The following is a 19350-nucleotide window of genomic DNA, read 5'->3' on the forward strand; positions in this document are numbered from 1 at the left end:
TTACCCCGCATCTTTCAGTTCAAAATGGCCGTTTTCCAGATCGACATCGGTACGAAACAGAAACTCCAGCGGGTACGGCACGCACCACAGACGCCCTTTGATCTCGATGGAGAGCACGTTGTGCAGATCCAGCGAAGAGGTATCCGACACGCAGCGGACCTGCAGCCCCTGCGGCAAAATGCGTGGTTCAAAATTGATGATGGCCTCGGTGAGCTTGCGCTGAATATCGTGCCATTCGATATCCGACATTCTTTTCCCGGCCAGCGGTGCGACGCCGAAGTTGACCACCGAGCGGTTCACGTGCGGCAAGGCGCTCAAATCGCCGGAGGCATCGTGGTTGATGGTGTTAAACAGCCACTGCAGATCGCGCAGCACATTGCGACGCAGGGCGGCGTGGGTGATCAGATTGTTGTTGGCCGACTCGCGTTTTTTTTCCGGGTCGTTATCGGTGAGACGATCCAGCAGCGAGGGCTGCATTTTGTCGCGCGCCCCCACCTTCTCCTGCTTGCTGCGTGCCTGCCAGCCGCTGCGCAGCAGATCGCCTTCGCCAGCGGGATTACTCATCGGCTCCATCCGTCGCAAACGTCACGAGGTTCAGGGAAAGCAGCGGGTATTCGCTTTGTTCGCTCAGCCACGCCTTCTGGCCCCGTCCTTCGTACAGCGTACCGTCAGCGTCAAGCGGCAACCATTCAGTCGTACGCCCGAGCATGACGGCATCCGAAGCGTCTTCAGCAAACGGATAGCGCGCCGGGATCTGACACACCTGCTCCGTACCGTCGGTCAGGCGCACCAGCGCGTGACGCCAGACCAGATCGGTGACGCTGGCAGGCGCCTGAAAACGGATCTCAGCGATAGCGCTAAACGGCAGCCAGAAATAACGGCCGTTCACGATGGTTTCGCACACCGGGCCGAGGCGGGCATCGCCGTCCATCAGCCAGCCAAACGCCTGCGTCTCATCATTTTCGAGGGTGATCTGACCAGGGTTTGCCTGCGCCGTCTCAAGGGCGTCCAGACGCAGCGCACTGGCGCGTTCGCCCTCCTCGCTCAGCGCCGCGGCCAGGGTTGTCAGCCACGGCCATTGGGTTTCAGGCATGGCCGGACGCGCCTGTCCTGCCATCACCTGCGCGCGCTGCAGCTCGCCCTGAATGGATTGCTCCAGCAGGGTAACGGTAGGCTTCGCCTGGGGCTTCAGCGCCACCCAGCTTTTCAGCTGGGTCAGGGCGCGGGTCCAGTTGCCGCTGAGGATCAGAAACTGCACAAACGCGGCGCGGAGATCGGCATCCGCCGGACGGACTTTGATGTCGGCTTCCAGACGACGCAGCGCATCGCTGAGCGGCTCACCCGCCAGGTGTTGATAGAGCGTATTCATCGCCACTCCTTAGTTTGCCGCGCGCCATGCGCCCACTGCCGGATCGCGCAGCTGAGGACGCAGGGTGTCAATCAGGACAATATTCAGCGAGGTACCCGGTGTCACCCACGCGCCCCAGGTCTGTTTGACTTCGGCAATGCGCGCCTGCAGTTTGGCGTCATCACTGGCGATCTCGCGGGAGATCTCTACCGCCACGGTGCCGTTGCTTTTCCAGCCGTTGAGGGCGTTGTCGTAGGGCAGGATCATCCAGCTTTGATCGCTGTTCTGCGTGCTGAAGACCATGCGTTCTTTGTTGACGGAGGTGATCAGGGCGTTTTCAGGATCGGCGCTTTTGTTCAGGCCCATGACCGGGAAGCCGTGAATGTAGGTCACCGCCATCTCTTTCTGCTCGCCGTTGCGAGTCTGAGAGATAACGGTATGACCGCTCAGCCAGCTGCCGTTACCGCAGCGGGTGGTGTCGGTGTCCGGGATGAACAGTGCCGGTGCGGAGGCTCCGCCTTCCCAGAACGTACGCAGATGGCAGCCGTCCTGAAGGGTAAACTCCTGCCACGGCGTGCGGTCAGCAGCCACGGTGCGGGCTTCAGCGTTCTGATCCGGCGGCAGCAGCGCGCCGCTGGCGGCGGTACTGGCCGGAACCGCCTGTTGCTGTTTCACCACCAGCGCCCAATCCTGCGCTTTCCCTGCGGTACCCTCAGCCAGCGTGACGCCCGCCGGATCGTTAAGCGTCCAGCTGAGTTTATTCACTTTGCTGCACTGATGTTCCAGCAGTGAGCCAAGACGCGGCACAAAGTTTTCCAGCACGGAGACGTCTTTCTTGCCGTTTGCCACAATACGCAGCGCCACTTCAGGCTTACACCAGCTCTGCGGCGTGTTGTCTTTGATGTTGTCGATCCAGATATCCAGCTTCTGCGCAGGGGACTGCACGATGCGGAAATTCTCAGCCTGCGCGGTGGAGGTCACCGCCAGAAGTGCTAAACCCGATAGCCAAAGTTTCATATCGTTCCTTGTGTGTCTAATCAGTTCCGCAGGGAAGAAATTGCGCTGCGTCAGAGAGCGTATGCAGCAAAGTGGTGTCCTGAGGGTCGCCCATCCATACCGCCAGGGCCGTATAGTTGTCCTGAGCATTCCCCTCCTGCTCGCCATTCTTTTGAATGATTTGGTTCATTAAGGTCAGCCACTCCTGCGGCGTATTGACCATATGCAGCGACTGCTTCATTTGTTCTTCACTGACGCCGTGCCAGAACCCGTCGGTGCAGAGTAAAAAGGCATCGCCGTCTTCCACCTGCACCACGTCGCTGTAGCTCGCTTCCGGCCCACCGTTTTCAATCCCCAGCGCGAGGTACAGCAGGTTGCTGTTGAGATCGTCGGTCTGATGCCCCGCATCCTTCATCTGCTGAACCAGGCTGTGGTCGGTGGTGACATGCCACAGCCAGCCGCGGCGAAACAGATACAGGCGGCTGTCCCCGGCGTGCGCCCAGTAGGCCAGGCGGTAATCCCGGTCGATGAACAGGCTCACCAGCGTTGTGCCCATTCGACGGTAATCCTGAACCGCCTGCTGTTCGCTGAGAATGGTGCGGTTCGCCGTTTGCACATAGTCGCGAATATGCTGTGCATTCAGGTGCTTGTCGCCATCAAAGCGGGAAATGATGCTGTTGCGGGCCAGCTCAGCGGCCACTTCACCGCCCGGCAAACCCGCGATGCCGTCACAGACGACAAAGCAGGCTGAACGTTCCCCTATGGTTTCTCCCGTCTGATCCTGGTTGCTGGCGCGCGTCCCCTGGCGGGAGAGAGAAGCCGTTGCGATATTCATTTGTCTTCCGATCCGCTCTGTGAGTCTTTGTACTGATTCACCTCCATGTCGTACGCATGAAGGAAGGCCTCGCCGAACAGGGTGTGGAAGTCATCCTCAATCTCGCCTGCCGTCTCGCCATAGCTACGAACAAAGTAGTCCCACAGGGCGGCTTTACGGCTGCCCGGCAGCGCCAGACGGGAGGTCATGCCGTTCTGCTTCGCCTGCTCTTCCAGCTGTTCCGGGTTAAAGGACTGCAGCATTGCGGCGATGATGGCGCGAATACCGGAGATCATGCCCAGCTGGTGCGCCTGCAGATCGATCAGCGCGTCGCGCACGGATTTTGTTGGCGGCATAAAGCCCGGCATCGGCGTGCCGAACATCTGGATCAGGACGGTTTTGCCGGTCGGCAGCAGCTTGAACGGATTGTTGGCATCGTCCAGCACCATGGTCATATCGGCTTTCACGCCGCGCTTGAGGATGGAGCGCGAGGAAAGCAGCGCCACGGTGCCCTGAGAGAACATGCCGAGGATCTGCCCCAGCTGACGCATATTCTCACGGTCAAACTGCGGAACGGGCTGCATTTCGCTCAGGCCCATGCCTTCCAGCAGCGCCTCCAGCAGCTCGCCCTGCAACACGTCGCCTTTCTCGCCGCTGTTAGCCGTGGCGGTTGGGGAGGCAGCGTTATTGACCGGGTCGATGCGCAGGCGGCCCTTCGGTGCCTGAGCGCTACTGCGCGCAACGGCCTGCGGGGTCGGCATGGTGAAACCTGCGTAATCCGGTCGCGCGGGCTCTTCTTCAACAGCACGCGGGGATTCCTGCGGCTCAGGGGCGAACAGCGGAGAATCGGCGAGGACATCCTCTTCCTCAACCGGCGCAGGCGTTGGCTCCGGCCTGTCGTCGGCAATGTCATCCGGATGCGTCAACGGTGCACCGCCCATCAGCCCGAGAGGGTCATCATTACGCGCGGCGGGCGCGCTGGCCGTGCCGCCAAACAGGGCCAGTGGATCGAGCTCATCCGCCGCCTCTTCTTTAGGCTCGGCTGGCTTAGTTTCCACCGGCGGCACCAGCGTTGAGGGCGTAATGTCGTCAAAGATGCTCTCTTTTTTGAATAAGGCTTCATCGCTGAACAGCGTGTCCGGGTCAACGTTCTTACGCTCAAGCTTCGGATCGCTGTCGTTGAACATCGCCAGCGGATCTTCAGCGTTACGCTCCGGTGCAGCGGGCTGGGAGAACGGATCCTGTGATGCTGCAGGCTGAGGTTTTGTGCGGTTGCTTGAGATGCTGTCGGAGATGGAGAACTCCTGCATCAGACTATCCCAGATCTCGGTTGGCACGGCGGTCGGCTCGCCCTTTCCGCGCGGTGCGGCATTCGCCGGTTTCGGCTGCGACGCTGGTGCTGGCGCGGCTGGACGAACCTGCTGCTGCATGCTGGCCGCCATGCGGCTCACCGGCTGCGTGTCGTGAATAATTTCAGCCACTTCAATGCGGTAGTCATCAATACCCAGAACGTCTCCATCCTGCAGCTCGACCTGACGACCGCGTTCCAGTGGAATATCGTTCAATACCACGCGCGTAACGCTGCCACGGTTAGTAACGCGACATTCGCCATTGGCATCAACGTGAACAATAGCCTGCAGACGCGAGATGGTGCGGTCATTGTCCGGCAATACCAGATTGTTATCCGTACCGCGCCCAATGGTGCCGCCCGGGGCGTAAAAATCACAGCTGCTCTGCGGCGGCTGATGACCGGGTTTCGTAGAAATAATCGTGAATCGCATGGCGTATTCCTGCTGGTATGATTAGCGCTCAAACGCTGCCGCTCTCGGGGCGAGAACGGCGGCGTTTGGGTGGTAACACATTCTATTCTGTCTGAGTGACCTTAAATTGGCCCGCTGCATTTTCTTCCAGAGTGAATCGCGCGGCATAACGCACAGAATCGTTTTTGCCTGACACTTTCAGTGTCACATCATATTCTCCGGTTTGCCACGTGATACCACGCCACTGGTTGCACTGTTGAATATTTAACGTCACCGCAGGGCTATAGGTTGACGGCGGCGATATCGTTTTCCATTCATTTCCCGCTCTTTTCATAATGGTGGGTGAATGGCTGATGACCGGCGCTTCTAACCCGGAATTTGCGGGGATAGCAAAACAGGGTTCATTGTTTTTAAGCGTAACCGAAAGCGACTGATATTGTGCTGGATGAGACACACAGGCGCTCGCCATTAATGTGACCGCAAACACACCGAATAACTGTTTCATAACCATACCCGCCGATCCTTAGGGTTCTTGAAATACAAAGATAACACCTGTTGATATTTATCCTTGAGATCCGGCCCAATAATCCCTTCAAACCCGGCAATGTTTTGGAAATCACCCAAGCCGTAATTAATCAGAAAAAAATAATCGGAGATGACAGAGGCCTGCTGTTCCATACCAAAATCCGACAATTTTTTATCCGGGGGTAAGGAGTAATTGTAACTTGCTGCCCAACTGAATGCCCCTCGGGTACGAACATTCATTCCAATCTGATGCTGCAGAACATGCACCATCTCGTGAATAAACCAGTGTTTATATCGTGGAACTTCTGTCGAGAAGTCGTCCCGATAATGCGGCTCCCGAAAATAGAGTTCGCCATTAGGCGTCATCGCAACATTGTTTGACTGCATATTAAAGGGCAAATAGCTTTTATTATGCACTTTAACTTCTGAATATTTTATTGCGTCGCCAAAAACCGAGCGTGCCAATGCTATTTCACCAATGGTGAGAGGACGGGCGCCTCCTTCCTGTAAACTTGCCATGCTATCTTCCTTCCCGGTAGATAATGGCCGGGGAAAACTCCCCGGCCACATATGCAATTACGCTTCTTTGTTCTCTTTGATGTTCCAGCCAGCGCTGCTTTCAGCACCTTTACCACCGGCAGTGGTCTGCTCCCAGTACTGCTGTTTCACTTTCGCAGCCTGGAATGCGTAGGTCACGCCAACGGTGTCGCCGTTGTCTGCACCGGTGTACTGAACAGAGGTCACCAGGACGTCTTCCAGGGTGATGCGGGTGTATTCAACCTGCTGGCCACCTGCTTTGCAGACGGACAGTTCAACTTTGGTCAGGTGCTTACCGCTTGCGCAGTGTTTCAGGACTGCTGTAGTGGATTTGTCGATCAGCGCGTTAACGTGCAGGTCGTTAAAGTTAACTTTACCGGCACCGCCGCCACCGCCAACGCTCATATTACCCGGCTGGGATGCACCCCAGGAGAAGGAGGTAATATCAGTCCAGCCGGTGTGGTTAGAATCTTTAGACTCGCCCGTAACACCCTCGACCTTCAGAAACATATCAATAGCCATAATATCTACTCTTCGTGAATGAACAATATTGCTTTCGAAAAAGCCCTTATATGGCAAACAGGAAAGCATGGGGCTGAATAAAACCGTCCATATTTTACCTCTGCCTCATATCAAATGACCCGTGTCATTTGACAGTCTTACATCCCCCCGGAATTAACGGTAAGAATGTGAAGTCTTTTACTATTGCGGGTTATCCTGGAGCCACGTGCGGTCAGGATTTCCGATGATTAATTGCGGAACCAGTTTATTAAGTTCGTCACTGTGGTAAAGACGTAAACAATTTAACGTCACGCCTTTTACATCAGGCTTTCGCTCCGAGTGGAAGCCGTTAATTTTGCTTTTATATTTTCCAATAATGGCGTTAACTTTGTCAGTACCGTTTTCAGCATCAAACGGTATCCATTCGATGAATGCACTCGCACTGCGGGCCGCGTCGACAGAGAACTGGCTACCCTTATCTGCTACCTGCGCAAGACAGCGCGCCAGGACAAGATCTTTGACCCCCTGCCGGTATGTTTGCTGCTGATAAAAATCTACGTGAGGGTTATCACCGCGAGCAGAAAAACATAAGCAAGTGAGCAAAATAAATGCTGTCTTTAGATACCTGAATGAAATTATTTTAATTCCCAAAACCAGATTTCCTGACAGTACGGAAAGCAATCGGAGTTACATATAAACGAATTATTACTCAGAGGCTCGATAAGGTCGATATGACCACCGCCATACCCATCAATTTTATTGAAGAAAACAACTCCTTTTCGACCCAACATTGCGCGCGCACCCGCCTCGCGATCGGTAAATATTTCTGCCTTGCCAAATACATGCGATTTATAAAGTTGATCGGCAAGTAATTTTGCGCCAGGTTCGATTGTTTTTCCTTTATAGGGACCCGACTTTATGGGTAAACGACCTGTGAATTCAACATTACATTTTAACAATGCCAGACTCATTCTTACCGCACAGGTATTTTCGTATGCCGGTTGCTGCTTGATAATTGTTGAATAATCATAGCCAATTTCTGAGAAGACCTGTTCACCCGAGGCAAAACCCGCGCGCGTATGATTTGAAGAGTAATGCTGACGTTTTAGTTGTTCGTATAATGGTTTCATTTGTCACTCTCCTTTTTGCACGGGCGTAATTCTTTCATTCCGTCAATGATGATTTTTGAAGCGCGTTCATCACCTTGCTGTTTCGATAAGTTCGCAAAACGAGAATAGAGAAACTCATGTAGAGTATTTGGCAAAAAAGGCCTGCCCTTGCACCATGCAGTGCCCTCAGACGCGTCGACTACGCCGAGAAGATACATATTTGCCTTGATGCGTTCACGTTCATTCGTTTTCGACAGCCAGGCTTTAGCGAAACGATCTGCACTCAAATTTAAATCGTATCCTGTTAACAACGTCGGATCGCGTTGGAAGTTTGATGTGTCATCCTGAGGCAATGCTTCAGCTTGAGGGTATTTATAATTTCCAGCGTCCGCGCTCGCCAGAGTAGAAACTGCCAGCAAACTGGTTGCGATCAAAAGTCTATGTTTCACCGTATATCCTTATTCACTGACAGAAATTAGCTAAGCTCTTTACGGTCAAATGGCCGGCTCCTTCGAGCCGGCAATCGTCATCACGCGTCTTTCGTCTTCAGCGACGGCAGTTTAGAAACCAGACGCAGGGAAACGGTCAGACCTTCCAGCTGGTAGTGTGGACGCAGGAAGAACTTCGCGGCGTAGTAGCCCGGGTTGTCTTCGATTTCCTGCACCTGCACTTCCGCAGCCGCCAGCGGCTTACGGGACTTGGTCTCCTGGGAGGAGTTGGCCGGGTCACCGTCCACGTAGTTCATTACCCAGTCGTTCAGCCAGCGCTCCATCTCTTCGCGCTCGCGGAAGGAGCCGATTTTGTCGCGCACGATGCACTTCAGGTAGTGCGCAAAGCGGCAGCAGGCGAACAGGTACGGCAGACGAGAGGCCAGACGCGCGTTGGCGGTGGCATCCGGGTCGTGGTATTCGGCCGGTTTTTGCAGCGACTGCGCACCGATGAAGGCAGCGAAGTCGGAGTTTTTGCGGTGAACCAGCGGCATAAAGCCGTTTTTCGCCAGCTCTGCTTCACGACGATCGCTGATGGCGATCTCGGTCGGGCACTTCATGTCCACGCCGCCGTCATCGCTCGGGAAGGTGTGGCACGGCAGGTTTTCCACCGCCCCGCCGGACTCCACGCCGCGAATTGAGGTGCACCAGCCGTACTCTTTGAAGGAGCGGTTGATGTTGGCCGCCATCGCATAGGCGGCGTTCGCCCAGGAGTAGCTGTTGTGGTTCGCGCCGTCGGTCTGCTCTTCAAAGTCAAAGCTGTCGACCGGGTTGGTGCGAATGCCGTACGGCAGACGCGACAGGAAGCGCGGCATCACCAGACCCAGATAGCGGGCATCTTCGGATTCACGCAGTGAACGCCAGGCCGCGTATTCGGTGTTCTGGAAGATCTTGGTCAGGTCGCGCGGGTTAGCCAGCTCCTGCCAGGATTCCATCTGCATCACGCCCGGTGCGGTACCGGTGATAAACGGACAGTGCGCCGCAGAGCCGATGCGCGCCATTTCACCCAGCAGCTCAACGTCCTGCGGGCTGTGGTCGAAGTAGTAGTCGCCGACGATGCAGCCAAACGGCTCGCCGCCGAACTGACCGTACTCCTGCTCGTAGATTTTCTTGAAGATCGGGCTCTGGTCCCAGCCCACGCCCTTGTAGCGCTTCAGGGTGCGTCCCAGCTCCTGCTTGGAGATGCTCATAAAGCGGATCTTCAACATCTCGTCAGTTTCAGTGTTGTTCACCAGGTAGCTCAGGCCGCGCCAGGCGCTCTCCAGCTTCTGAAACTCGTCGTGGTGAATGATCTGGTTCACCTGCTGCGACAGTTGCTCGTCGATACCGGCAATCAGGTTCTGAATGGTGCGGTAGGTGTCGTTAGAGAAAGTGACGGTGTTTTCCAGCGCCTGCTGCGCCAGGGTTTTAACCGCGCTTTCTACGGCAGAGCGCGCCTGATCGGTTTTCGGGCGGAACTCTTTGTTCAGCAGCGCGCTGAACTCATCCTGGCTGAACGCCTGACCCGCCTGCTGCTCGTGTTGTTGAGTCTGGTTGCTCATCGATTATTCCTCGCTACCTTTCGCACTTTCGTCATTTTTCGGCAACTGGCTCAGGGATTTGAGCAGCGTCGGATCCTGCAGAATTTTTGCGATCAGCTCTTCTGCACCGTTTTTGCCGTCCATGTAGGTCAGCAGGTTAGAGAGCTGGGTACGCGCTTCCAGAAGCTTGTTCAGCGGCTCAACCTTGCGGGCCACCGCATCCGGCAGGAAGTCGTCCATGCTGTCGAAGGTCAGATCAACGTTCAGTTTGCCTTCGCCCGTCAGGGTGTTATCCACGTTAAACGCCACGCGCGGCTTCAGCGCCTTCATGCGTTCATCAAAGTTATCGATGTCGATTTCAAGGAATTTACGCTCATCGACGGCAGGCAGGTTTTCTACCGGTTTACCGACCAGATCGGCCATGACGCCCATCACAAACGGCAGCTGAATTTTACGTTCTGCACCGTAGATCTCTACGTCGTACTCGATCTGGACGCGGGGAGCACGGTTACGTGCGATGAATTTCTGTCCACTGTTACTCATTGCCATGATGTTCTCCATCAAAGATGCGCGGTGAAGGTGAAACGACAGGCTCCATGCCTGTCGTCATAATGCCAGGACGCGTTATTCGCGGCGTCCAAAGATGTTTTCCAGTTGGTTAACGCCGTCTGGCGCCAGGTCGCGAATAATGTCCATAAAGTTAAGTTCAGACAGCCGCTGCACCCGCTCAATCATCAGCGGTGCGGGATGGCTCGGTTCGTACTGCGCAAAATACTGTTTCGCTTTTTCCAGCATCAGCTGGGCGTCGGCGCGGCTGGTGACCTGCACGCTGCGCCAGTCAGTGACCTGCTGAAGGGGCTGCGTTACCGCCGATTGCTGCTCAACCTGGGGTTCAGCCTGCGCCTCACGGTTCGGCAGCAGCTTGCTAATGTCTGTCACCTGACAGGCGCTGGCGACCAGCCCAACAGTTTTCAGCAGCTGTTCCATCTCCGGTACGCCGCTTTCCCCCAGATACCCGGTGAGCAGATCGCGAATGGCCAGCAGCCGTTCGTTAATCACAATCACCGCTGCGGTGCCGGGCTGGTCGCCGCGCGCCAGTTCGTCAATCAGCCTTGGGCGGCCGCCGGGATAGTCAGGGCATTCCGTTTTACTGCCGTCGAGCAGCGCCTGCGCGTCCCGAAGCGAAATTTCATCCCCGTTCGAGCGGAGCAGCGAGGCGTTGCGTACCGCGACGGTGAGGTCAGATTTATCGCTCAGCCCGGCGAGGGCGTTGATGCGGTAGAACGGATCGGTTTCGCCATACTCTTCCAGCAGCGGGTAGAGTTGCTCCCAGTAACGGGTCAGGGCTTCCTGCACCAGTAACAGCCCGTCTGCATAGCCCGCGAGTCCACGGCGACGTGTCCAGGCATGGGTTAATGCCAGCAGGACGCGAAGATCCTTGGTGCGGGTCAGCAGGCTGGTAGCGAATTTTTCTACCGTGTTCCAGTCAGCGGGCTCTGCCGGAATAATGGTGTCGCCAAACTGTTGTTCCGCTTTCCCCTGACTTGCCTGATTCATGATCTGGAAATCAGCGTCGTACTCCAGGTTTTCGCCACAGGGTTTGTCGGGGCTTATCGGCGCGAGAAATTCTTCGATATTCATGAGATCCCTGCTTATTCAAACATAGGCGGATAAAGACCGTGACGACCCGGTCGGGCGCCGCCTGCCGGATCGAACAGCAGCGTAAAGAGCTGCCCGGTAAAGTTGCCGCTGTGGACGTGCGTGTAGAGCGGGTAGCCGTCGCAGCGGTTCGTCCACCAGAAGCTGGTCTGACGCAGCGGGTCAAAACACTCTGCCGCCTGCGGCCAGCCCAGCGTACTTTGGCCGTCATCGTCATAGCCAATCACGTCCAGAATGTCGGATCGCTTTTGTGGCTCAACGGGCTGCGGCGCCGGGATACTCATCAACATCTCGTCAAGCTGTGAGGCGGAGAAACCGTTGCGCACCGCGTGCAGGCCCAGACGACCAAGCTGTTGGTACCAGCTTTCGGCCTGGCCGAGCAGACGCGATGACCATTCGGCGGGACTAAAGCTCAGCTGAATGCAGACCGGGTAGTGGCGACCCACGCTGTCACGTCCCGGCAGTAGGCAGCCCATCTGGATCATCTGGCTGCCCAGCATGGGCGGAACGACAAAATTCCACACCGGGGCTTTCGTAAACTGGCGCTCACCGCTGCGCTGCTCTTCCTGTTGCCAGGCCAGCAGGCCGACCTGAAACCAGTGTGACCACTGGCGCTGTAGGGTGTCAGGAAAGCGACGCTGCAAAAAGTCACCGGCGCTGGGTAATTTGCCATACCAGCTGTAGCGGTTCATCGCAGGGGTATTCGTCATACGGCTGTCCTTGCGGTTATGGGCATGAGAAACGGGGAAGCTGGAACGGGTTGCGAATGCTGTTTGGCGCAAACTCCAGCGTGACCTGATGACCGTCGACGTTGAAGGTGGCCTGACGGCTCAGGCTACCCGCGCCAGGACTGGTCCGGGCTTTATCGAAAAAGCGGTTCAGCGCCCAGGATCCGTTAGTCACCAGAGATGCCGTACTGCCGTTTGCCAGACCGAGCTGCATACGCACCTGGTTGGTGCCGCCCGGACCCGGCCAGTTCATGATCTGCACCGCCTGAGGGCCGTGGCTGTAGCGCAACAGCTGGCCGTCAACGTCCAGCGTCAGGTTCAGAATGGTGTTATCCATCCGCACGGTGCGCACCGTGACCTTATAGGACGGCGTTGTCGCCCCGTTGGCAAAGAAGGCATCGCGGATTGACTGTGCCTGCTGGAACGGGCGCAGCAGCCCTTCGCTGCCCGGCAGGGTTTTACCGTCGATCCCCGGCATAAAGCGCCAGTTCGCCTGGGTGGTGTCGACTTTGTTGGTCAGGTTATCGCGGAAAAAGGTGTCCATCAGCCCGGTGCCGGGTGCAAACATGCGGGCGAGATCGTCAGGCGTCACTTCCGTGCTGGCGCTGCGCACCAGCGGGTAGCGACCGGCAATCGCCTGACGGCAGAAACCGCCCACTTCCACGTTAATGCGCTTACGCACGTTTTCCAGATCGCGTCGCTGGGTATCGCTGCTGGCACCCACGGCCATATTGCTGAACATGGTTTGCAGCCCGCCCGGCAGACGGCCCGCGCTGGCCTGCAGACGGCTAATTGCGTCGCCGCCCGGCGCAGGCATCCCGCTGTTGGCCGCATCCTGAACGGCGGTCAGGTAGCGATACAGCTCGTCCACCTGCTTGAGAAAATCGTCAAACACAATGGTCTTTCCGCCTTTCTCCAGCGGCTGCGCCAGCTCAATCATCGGCGCATAGTGGTCAGTCACCAGCTGCTCCGGTGCCTGTACCGCTACCGCACCCTGCGTTGGCGCCGCATCGTTGTTACTGAACAGCGCCTGCAGCGTGCGCGTAGCACGGTTGCTCTGCTCTTCCGCTTTCCCGGCATCTTCTGGCGCAGGCGCATTGCGCGACAGCGTCAGCACCTGGCTCAGGTTTAGCACCAGACGGCGCAGCGGTGAGTTTGCCCCGGAGAGCAGGCGCGCGGTGTTGATACGCTGAGAGAGATCGGCACTGCTGTTGAGCTGAATGTCGGCGAGAAAGCGATCCCAGTTGGCGATAAAGTCACGCATGTAAAGCTGGCGCACCGCGTTATCGATCTGCTGTTTATCTTCCTGGGCCGTGGTAGCACCTAATACCCAGGCGTCATCTTCATGCAGGGCGGTCGTCACGCTGTCGATCTGGCCGTTAAAGCTTTTCCAGTAGCCGTCCGGGGTATACAGACCCGGCACGCCTTCGCTGACCGGCTTGCCGCTTTTGCGGGAAAAGACCAGCTCGCTCTGCGGGCCACCGAGATCGGAAAGCGAGACCGGCTTGAGGTTTTCGTCATGCTCCAGCAGACGCTTCAGACGACCGTATACGCGTGTCGAGAGCGGCTGCTGGTTGATGAGCGCCCTTTCCCGCGCGACCAGGGATTCATCCAGCGCATAGGGTGAAGCCTGAATTTTCGGTTCCAGCAGCTGGGTCAGATGCCATTCAAGCTGCTGAAGCTGCGCCTGAGTGACGTCCTGCGGCAGGTTGCGCTGCAGGTTGAGCATCACCCAGGAGTGCAGGAATTTGCCGTCATAGTGCTTCGGCTGATAGAGCATCTGATAAGCTTTTAACGCTTCGTAGCTGTATTCCACGTCGCTGCCGTTGTCGTTGCGCAGCCAGGTGGTGATGTGCATCGTTACGGCGGGGAGCAACATCTGATCCAGCGCTTTCTGATACAGAGACTGCGACGCATCGCTGACGTCATCCCCACGGTAAAGCCCCATGCGGCGGGAGACTGGCGGGTCGTTAACGTCAAAGGCGTCGCTCTTCGGCAGGTCCACCAGCCCGTTAAGCAGCGGCAGAAGCGCAAAGAGATCGCGCTGAGGTTGATTTTGCAGCGCCTTACTCTGCTGTTCCAGCACCGGCACTTTGGCGTCAACCTCTTCCAGATACGCCTTGTTTTTGGCGTAACTGGTCAGCCACAGCCCGCCCAAAATCACCAGCAGGGCCAGCAGCGCCGCGTAACCAGACCAGATCACCGCCCGGTTGCGCAGCTCCCACCAGCGGTTTTCTCCGGCAATGCCCGCTTCCTGGAAAATGACGTTTTGCAGCAGATTCTTGATAAAGAAACTCTGGCCTTTCGCGCCCGGGATGGGGGCTTCTTTGCTGACGGAATCCCAGTTATCGCTTTCGGCCCCTTCCGGCAGAGAGAGCGCGCGGTTAAGCTCGCCCATCACGCGGTCAAACGGCATGCCTTCCTGGGTGCCGCTGGCAAAGTAGATGCCGCGCGGCGAGAATTCGGTTTCAAAGTTTGAACGGGCAAAGACCGTGCTCAGGTAATCCGCCAACAGCGGGCGCAGCGCGGCGAACTCCTGCGGGAAGAGATAGGCTTCCGCACGGGTTTTACCGTCATGCTCCTTGAGCATGGTCTCCGGCAGACCGGCATCCAGGCGCTGCTGGAGCAGAGAAAACTCCTGCTGGAAGTTGCCCATCAGGTCGTAATCCGCGTGTTTGGTCTGCTCCCACGGCAGCGTAAAGCCCCAGATCTGGTCGCGCTGCGCTTTGTCATAATCGGCAAACCAGGCGCGGAAGCCCTTGAGCAGGTCAGCCTTGGTCACCATCACGTACACCGGGAAGCGGATGCCCAGCTGCTCATGCAGCTCGGAAAGTCGCTGGCGCAGGTTCACCGCCTGCTGGCGGGACGCCTCGGCGGACTGCGTGAGCAGGTCGGAAATGCTGATGGTGATGATCACACCGTTGATCGGCTGGCGACGACGATATTTTCGCAGCAGGTTGATGAACTCCAGCCATTCGCCTGCGTCCTGAACCTGTTCGCTCTCCTGCGTGGTGTAACGTCCGGCAGTATCCAGCAGAACAGCCTCGTTGGTGAACCACCAGTCGCAGTTGCGCGTGCCGCCGATGCCCCGCAGCGCGGTTTTACCGAAGCGATCCGCCAGCGGGAACTGCAGCCCGGAGTTGGCCAGCGCGGTGGTTTTCCCGGAGCCCGGCGCGCCGATGATGACGTACCACGGCAGCTGATAGAGATACTGCGTGCTGAAACGCTGCGTCCACTGCGCGCTGTGGCCCGCCTTACTGAAGTGGGCTTTTTTCAGCATCTGCGCGGCTTCGTCGAAACGACCTGCAAGGATCTGCTCCTCGTTATTCAGGCGTTTCTGCGGATCGGCCGCCTCCGCTTTAGTGGTGTTCTCGTTGAGCTTGTCCATCAGCTTGCGGTTCAGCCAGGCGTTATACAGCCGAGGCAGAATGTGGCTCTGGGCCCAGATCAGATATACCACCGCGATACTGATAACGCGGTTCTGTTCAGATTCGAGCGGGCGGGTATCCACGATGGACAACAGCGGACCAATCATCCAGATCACCGCCGCGAGCGCCGTTACGCCGAGGAAGCTCCACAGAATGCGATTGGTCAGTATGGAAAGAAGAGTAGTCAGCATCCTTAGTTTCCTTGCGGCAATCCGTTCAGCTCAGCCTGCGTATTTTCAGGCGACACCAGCAGAGTAATTTCCACACGGCGGTTACGGGCGCGGTTTTCAGGCGTAGTGTTTGGTGCCACCGGGTTAATTTCGCCCCGCCCTTCCGCCTTCACGCGTTCAGGCTGCGAGAGGCTTCCCTGCAGCTGTTTTTGCACCGACCGGGCGCGTTCGAGAGAGAGTTCATAGTTGGAGGCAAAGCGCGCGCTGCGGATCGGCACGTTGTCGCTGTAGCCCACCACCAGAATTTTGCCGCTGACGTTATTCATCGCCTGCGCAATGCGGTTGATGACCGGCTCATAGCGGTCACGCACCACCGTCGAGGCCGAGGCGAACAGGCCGTCTCCTTTCAGGATCACCACGCTGCGATCCGCTTCATCCTTCACCGCCACCAGACCAGCATCGATTTCAGGCTTCAGGAAGCCGCGCAGGTTTAGTACCGCAGGCAGCTGGCGAGCGGGCTGCTGAATGGAGGTTTCCGGCAGCTGAGACTGATAAATCTTCGCCAGCACCGGGCTGGTGTTATCGCCCAGACGCCAGTTAAGCACGATATAAAACAGACAGGCGATAAACCCGACCAGCGCCACGCAGGCCCAGAGGGGGACCATCGGACGCCACAGCTTGCGCAGTACAGGACGATCTTCAGGGTGCACCGAGAGCGGCGGCGCGTAGCTGCCGCGCACGCTGCGGATCATCTGCCACAGTCGCTGTTTGATGGTTTCCAGCTGGGTGCGGCCATTATCCAGCACCCGATAGCGGCCCTCGAAACCGAGCAACAGGCAGTAGTTGATCATCTCCAGCAGCAGGATATGTTCACGCGGGTTCTGAGAAAGGCGCGCCAGCAGCTGGAAAAATTTTTCTCCGCCCCAGGTTTCGTTATGAAACGTGACCAGAAGGCCACTGCTGGACCAGACGCCGCTGCTGCCCCAGGGGGTGAGCGCGGCGGCTTCATCCAGCGCCGTACACAGACAGTAACGGGCGCCGACGATCACTTCATACGGCAACCCTGCCTGCTGGCATCGCACTTCGAAACGGCGAATTTCGTCGATCAGACGCTGGCGCAACGCCACCTGATCGTCATGAGAAACCGAATGACGGATTTGTGGAATGGCGTTGAGCAGCGGGTTGGCAGCCGCCACCAGCTGATTATTGCCACTGGCTCCGGTAAACACAGCATCACTGCCGGTATCCTGTCGTTCCTGCATATTTAGTGCTCGCTTTATTATTCTGTCGGGCTACGGATGGCCCAAAACTCCATATCGAGACCCGGAAACTCCCCTGCGAGATGCAGAGCGAACGCACCGGACTTATCCATCTCGTGCCACAGCTCACTGCCCTTCTCCAGCTCGAAATAGCTGTAGCCCGCGTGCCACGGTATTTGCGGCGGGGCGACCGGCATGGCGCGCAGCATAATGCCCGGCAGCTGCAGCTGAACCAGATCGCGGATTTTCGAGACCGGTGCCACCTTCATCTGGGCCGGGAAATGGGTTTGCAGGTGTTCGCCCGGCACATTGGCTTTCACCGCCAGCACGAAGCCGAACTCGCGCACCATGCTGGTCTCCGGCACGGTAGCGATGTTAAGACCATGGGAACGCTCGTTGAGCGGCAGCTGGATGGCGTGATCTTCCATCACCAGCGACAGCCCCTGACGCAGCATCAGCATCAGCTTGCTGAAGCAGACCGCCAGATCGTCATGGTCATACACCGGGAGCACGCTCTCCGCTGTGCGTTGAGAGGTCCAGGTGGCAAGTTCCGTCGCAAACGGCAGCCAGCTGCGCCACAGCGTTTCCGGGTGGATCAGCGGCAGGGTTTTTAAATGGGATATTTCACCGAGATGACGGTTAACCAGCGAAAGCAGCGTGAACTCAATAAGTTCGGAGGTATTAAAGCGGCCTGGCTGGCGCAGACGTCCGCCAATCTGCTGGCTGCGCTGGACCAGTAGCCCATGCAGATCGTTAATCATGCTGTAGATCTGCGGGCTGTTGTTGGCATTCAGCATCGGCGGAATGTAGCTGTTATCCAGCCGCACGTGGTTGTCGTTGCGTTTTTCGCTCACAAAGGCCACGCCGATAGCGGTCCACTCTGCCGAGAGATCTTTTTCCAGCATCAGGGTTAAACGCAGGCGGCCAAACTGTACCGTGGCATCGCCCACTGACATGGCATTATCGTCTTCGACGTCCTGTTCAAAAGCGAGGTAACGCGCCAGCGAGGCCTGCTCTTCACTGAAAATCACCTCTTCGCGTTCGCCGCGGCGAACCGGCAGCGCAAGCACCACCTTCTCATTGGTGAGATTGTCAGGGATCTTCAGCGGCACCGGGCCGTTGCGGCCATTGCGCACCTGGAAAAACGTGCCGTCAGGCAGTAACCCGCTGCAGTAGCTCAGTGCAATGCAGCCCTGGCGGAGCATCGCGTCGTCCAGCTCAACGTCGAGAAAGCCCCACAGATACGATCGCTGCAGCGCACCCCATTCACGAATGTGGTTCAGCAGGTAACTTTCTGTCCGCTGAAAATGGTGTGGACGCAGGAACATGCCTTCGGTCCAGACGACCTTTTCTGCTTTCGTCATGATGATGTGTTTCCTGTTATGAAGCGCGTTACTGGCTGATGACCCGGATACCGTTCACGTCCAGGAAGACGTTGGCGATGAGTTCATCTGCGGACCATTTCCAGAACTGGTAGAAATGGTTTTCGCCGGGAACAGGCAATGGGATTGAGACGCGCCATTTTTTCCCGTCCAGCGTCTGATATTCCGCCATCACGCCGATATAGCGTGCCTCGGGCGAGCTTTGTCCACTCAGGGTTTTCGAAAGCTGGCCCGGCATCAGGAAGAACACATCGCTGTTAAGCAGATTCGCGCCAAGCGTGGCCGACGCGTTGTTCTGCAGGGAATAGAAGTCGCTGGACATGAAATCCGCATCGGATTTCAGCAGCAGCACTCTGACCTTTAATGGCGCAGAATCATTGATTTGGGGGTGAGCCTGAAACTGCAGATTGTAGCGGGAGGGGTCGCTGTGTGAAGACGACGTACAACCACTCAACAGGGTGAAAATCACCGCGAAAAATGCTAACCCGAGCTGATGAAACGTTTTTGTATTCATAAAAAATACGCTCTTGAAACCCGTTTAGTTCAGGATCCAGGTGCCGTTTGCGCTGTCTTTGCAGGCTTTGCTGTTGCCATCGACGTCAACACAGGTTGCTTTCTTACGCGCTTTTGGACGGATCGCCTGTTTACGCACTGTGGCTTCGTACTGGTCGGCCTTGATGACGGCGCGCATTGGGACGTAACCAATCAGCTGTTCGTTCCCTTCGTCGGCAAGCGCCATCCAGAAGTGTTCAACCTGACCCAGCACCACATAGGTTTTGCCGGTCTCGAGCGTGCGGATCACTTTTCCGCCGTAGTCCGGACGGCTCATCAGGGATGCGGGGTACATGGCGCGATAAGGCTCATTCACCTGGGTGAACTCTGCCGGGGGCAGCACAACATGACGGTGAGTTAAGGTGACGCCGTTAACCTGACTGGTCACGATGGTATCGTCAGTGATCACAGGTTTCTGGGGCGCTTTACAGCCCGCCACCGCCATTACAAACAGAAGTGAAAACAGTACGCGCATTTTCATATGCTTTTCCGTAGCGATATTTCGATGATGGAGATAAGGAGATGAAGTTTGACTTAAGTGCTATTGTTAAAATAGTCAGGATATTTTCGGGGC

The 19350-nt window shown here is 57.0% G+C and carries 20 protein-coding genes; all 20 read right to left on the reverse strand.

What is annotated here, in order from left to right:
• Positions 1-564, reverse strand: a complete 564-nt coding sequence (gene tssE, locus KW829_RS02200; protein WP_120158029.1) for a type VI secretion system baseplate subunit TssE — start codon at positions 562-564, stop codon at positions 1-3.
• Entirely contained in the window at positions 557-1369 is an 813-nt protein-coding gene (locus tag KW829_RS02205) for a type VI secretion system accessory protein TagJ (protein WP_042714633.1), read from the reverse strand. The genes tssE and KW829_RS02205 overlap by 8 nt, the downstream gene beginning before the upstream one ends.
• Positions 1370-1378: 9 nt before the next feature.
• Positions 1379-2365: a hypothetical protein gene (locus tag KW829_RS02210; RefSeq protein WP_218307508.1), complete on the reverse strand. Its 987-nt coding sequence runs from the start codon at positions 2363-2365 to the stop codon at positions 1379-1381.
• A 16-nt stretch (positions 2366-2381) separates the two neighbouring features.
• Positions 2382-3179 (reverse strand): PP2C family serine/threonine-protein phosphatase, encoded by a 798-nt coding sequence (locus KW829_RS02215; RefSeq protein ID WP_042714629.1) that lies wholly within the window; start codon positions 3177-3179, stop codon positions 2382-2384.
• Complete coding sequence (gene tagH / locus KW829_RS02220) at positions 3176-4939, reverse strand: type VI secretion system-associated FHA domain protein TagH (RefSeq protein WP_218307509.1); 1764 nt, start codon at positions 4937-4939, stop codon at positions 3176-3178. The genes KW829_RS02215 and tagH overlap by 4 nt, the downstream gene beginning before the upstream one ends.
• 82 nt (positions 4940-5021) lie before the next feature.
• Positions 5022-5429 (reverse strand): putative T6SS immunity periplasmic lipoprotein, encoded by a 408-nt coding sequence (locus KW829_RS02225; RefSeq protein ID WP_010432846.1) that lies wholly within the window; start codon positions 5427-5429, stop codon positions 5022-5024.
• On the reverse strand, positions 5420-5962 hold the full coding sequence (locus tag KW829_RS02230; protein WP_010432843.1) for a hypothetical protein: 543 nt from the start codon (positions 5960-5962) through the stop codon (positions 5420-5422). Before KW829_RS02230 ends, KW829_RS02225 begins: the two co-directional genes overlap by 10 nt.
• Positions 5963-6019: 57 nt before the next feature.
• Positions 6020-6502 carry a type VI secretion system tube protein Hcp gene (locus tag KW829_RS02235; protein WP_010432842.1) on the reverse strand — a complete coding sequence of 161 codons (483 nt, stop codon included), beginning with the start codon at positions 6500-6502 and terminating at the stop codon, positions 6020-6022.
• A 180-nt stretch (positions 6503-6682) separates the two neighbouring features.
• On the reverse strand, positions 6683-7132 hold the full coding sequence (locus KW829_RS02240) for a T6SS amidase immunity protein Tai4 family protein (protein WP_010432839.1): 450 nt from the start codon (positions 7130-7132) through the stop codon (positions 6683-6685).
• Entirely contained in the window at positions 7117-7611 is a 495-nt protein-coding gene (locus KW829_RS02245) for a T6SS effector amidase Tae4 family protein (RefSeq protein WP_089601498.1), read from the reverse strand. Before KW829_RS02245 ends, KW829_RS02240 begins: the two co-directional genes overlap by 16 nt.
• Entirely contained in the window at positions 7608-8039 is a 432-nt protein-coding gene (locus tag KW829_RS02250; protein WP_010432833.1) for a Rap1a/Tai family immunity protein, read from the reverse strand. The genes KW829_RS02245 and KW829_RS02250 overlap by 4 nt, the downstream gene beginning before the upstream one ends.
• Positions 8040-8119: 80 nt before the next feature.
• Positions 8120-9619, reverse strand: a complete 1500-nt coding sequence (gene tssC, locus KW829_RS02255) for a type VI secretion system contractile sheath large subunit (RefSeq protein ID WP_028018712.1) — start codon at positions 9617-9619, stop codon at positions 8120-8122.
• Positions 9620-9622: 3 nt separating this feature from the next.
• Positions 9623-10147 carry a type VI secretion system contractile sheath small subunit gene (gene tssB / locus KW829_RS02260; RefSeq protein ID WP_010432827.1) on the reverse strand — a complete coding sequence of 175 codons (525 nt, stop codon included), beginning with the start codon at positions 10145-10147 and terminating at the stop codon, positions 9623-9625.
• A 75-nt stretch (positions 10148-10222) separates the two neighbouring features.
• Complete coding sequence (tssA, locus tag KW829_RS02265; RefSeq protein ID WP_089601496.1) at positions 10223-11239, reverse strand: type VI secretion system protein TssA; 1017 nt, start codon at positions 11237-11239, stop codon at positions 10223-10225.
• A gap of 11 nt (positions 11240-11250) precedes the next feature.
• A complete protein-coding gene (gene tagF, locus KW829_RS02270) occupies positions 11251-11967 on the reverse strand; it encodes a type VI secretion system-associated protein TagF (protein WP_010432823.1) in 717 nt (238 codons plus the stop codon).
• Positions 11968-11983: 16 nt separating this feature from the next.
• Positions 11984-15604: a type VI secretion system membrane subunit TssM gene (tssM, locus tag KW829_RS02275; protein ID WP_218307510.1), complete on the reverse strand. Its 3621-nt coding sequence runs from the start codon at positions 15602-15604 to the stop codon at positions 11984-11986.
• 2 nt (positions 15605-15606) lie between these two features.
• Positions 15607-16845 carry a DotU family type VI secretion system protein gene (locus tag KW829_RS02280; RefSeq protein WP_089601490.1) on the reverse strand — a complete coding sequence of 413 codons (1239 nt, stop codon included), beginning with the start codon at positions 16843-16845 and terminating at the stop codon, positions 15607-15609.
• 17 nt (positions 16846-16862) lie between these two features.
• Positions 16863-18206 (reverse strand): type VI secretion system baseplate subunit TssK, encoded by a 1344-nt coding sequence (gene tssK / locus KW829_RS02285; RefSeq protein WP_212473615.1) that lies wholly within the window; start codon positions 18204-18206, stop codon positions 16863-16865.
• A gap of 28 nt (positions 18207-18234) precedes the next feature.
• On the reverse strand, positions 18235-18738 hold the full coding sequence (gene tssJ, locus KW829_RS02290; protein ID WP_010432816.1) for a type VI secretion system lipoprotein TssJ: 504 nt from the start codon (positions 18736-18738) through the stop codon (positions 18235-18237).
• A 24-nt stretch (positions 18739-18762) separates the two neighbouring features.
• On the reverse strand, positions 18763-19257 hold the full coding sequence (locus KW829_RS02295) for a hypothetical protein (RefSeq protein ID WP_010432813.1): 495 nt from the start codon (positions 19255-19257) through the stop codon (positions 18763-18765).
• Positions 19258-19350 lie beyond the last annotated feature (93 nt).

The sequence above is a fragment of the Enterobacter sp. ENT02 genome, assembly GCF_019219165.1.
GTDB classification, from domain to species: domain Bacteria; phylum Pseudomonadota; class Gammaproteobacteria; order Enterobacterales; family Enterobacteriaceae; genus Enterobacter; species Enterobacter mori.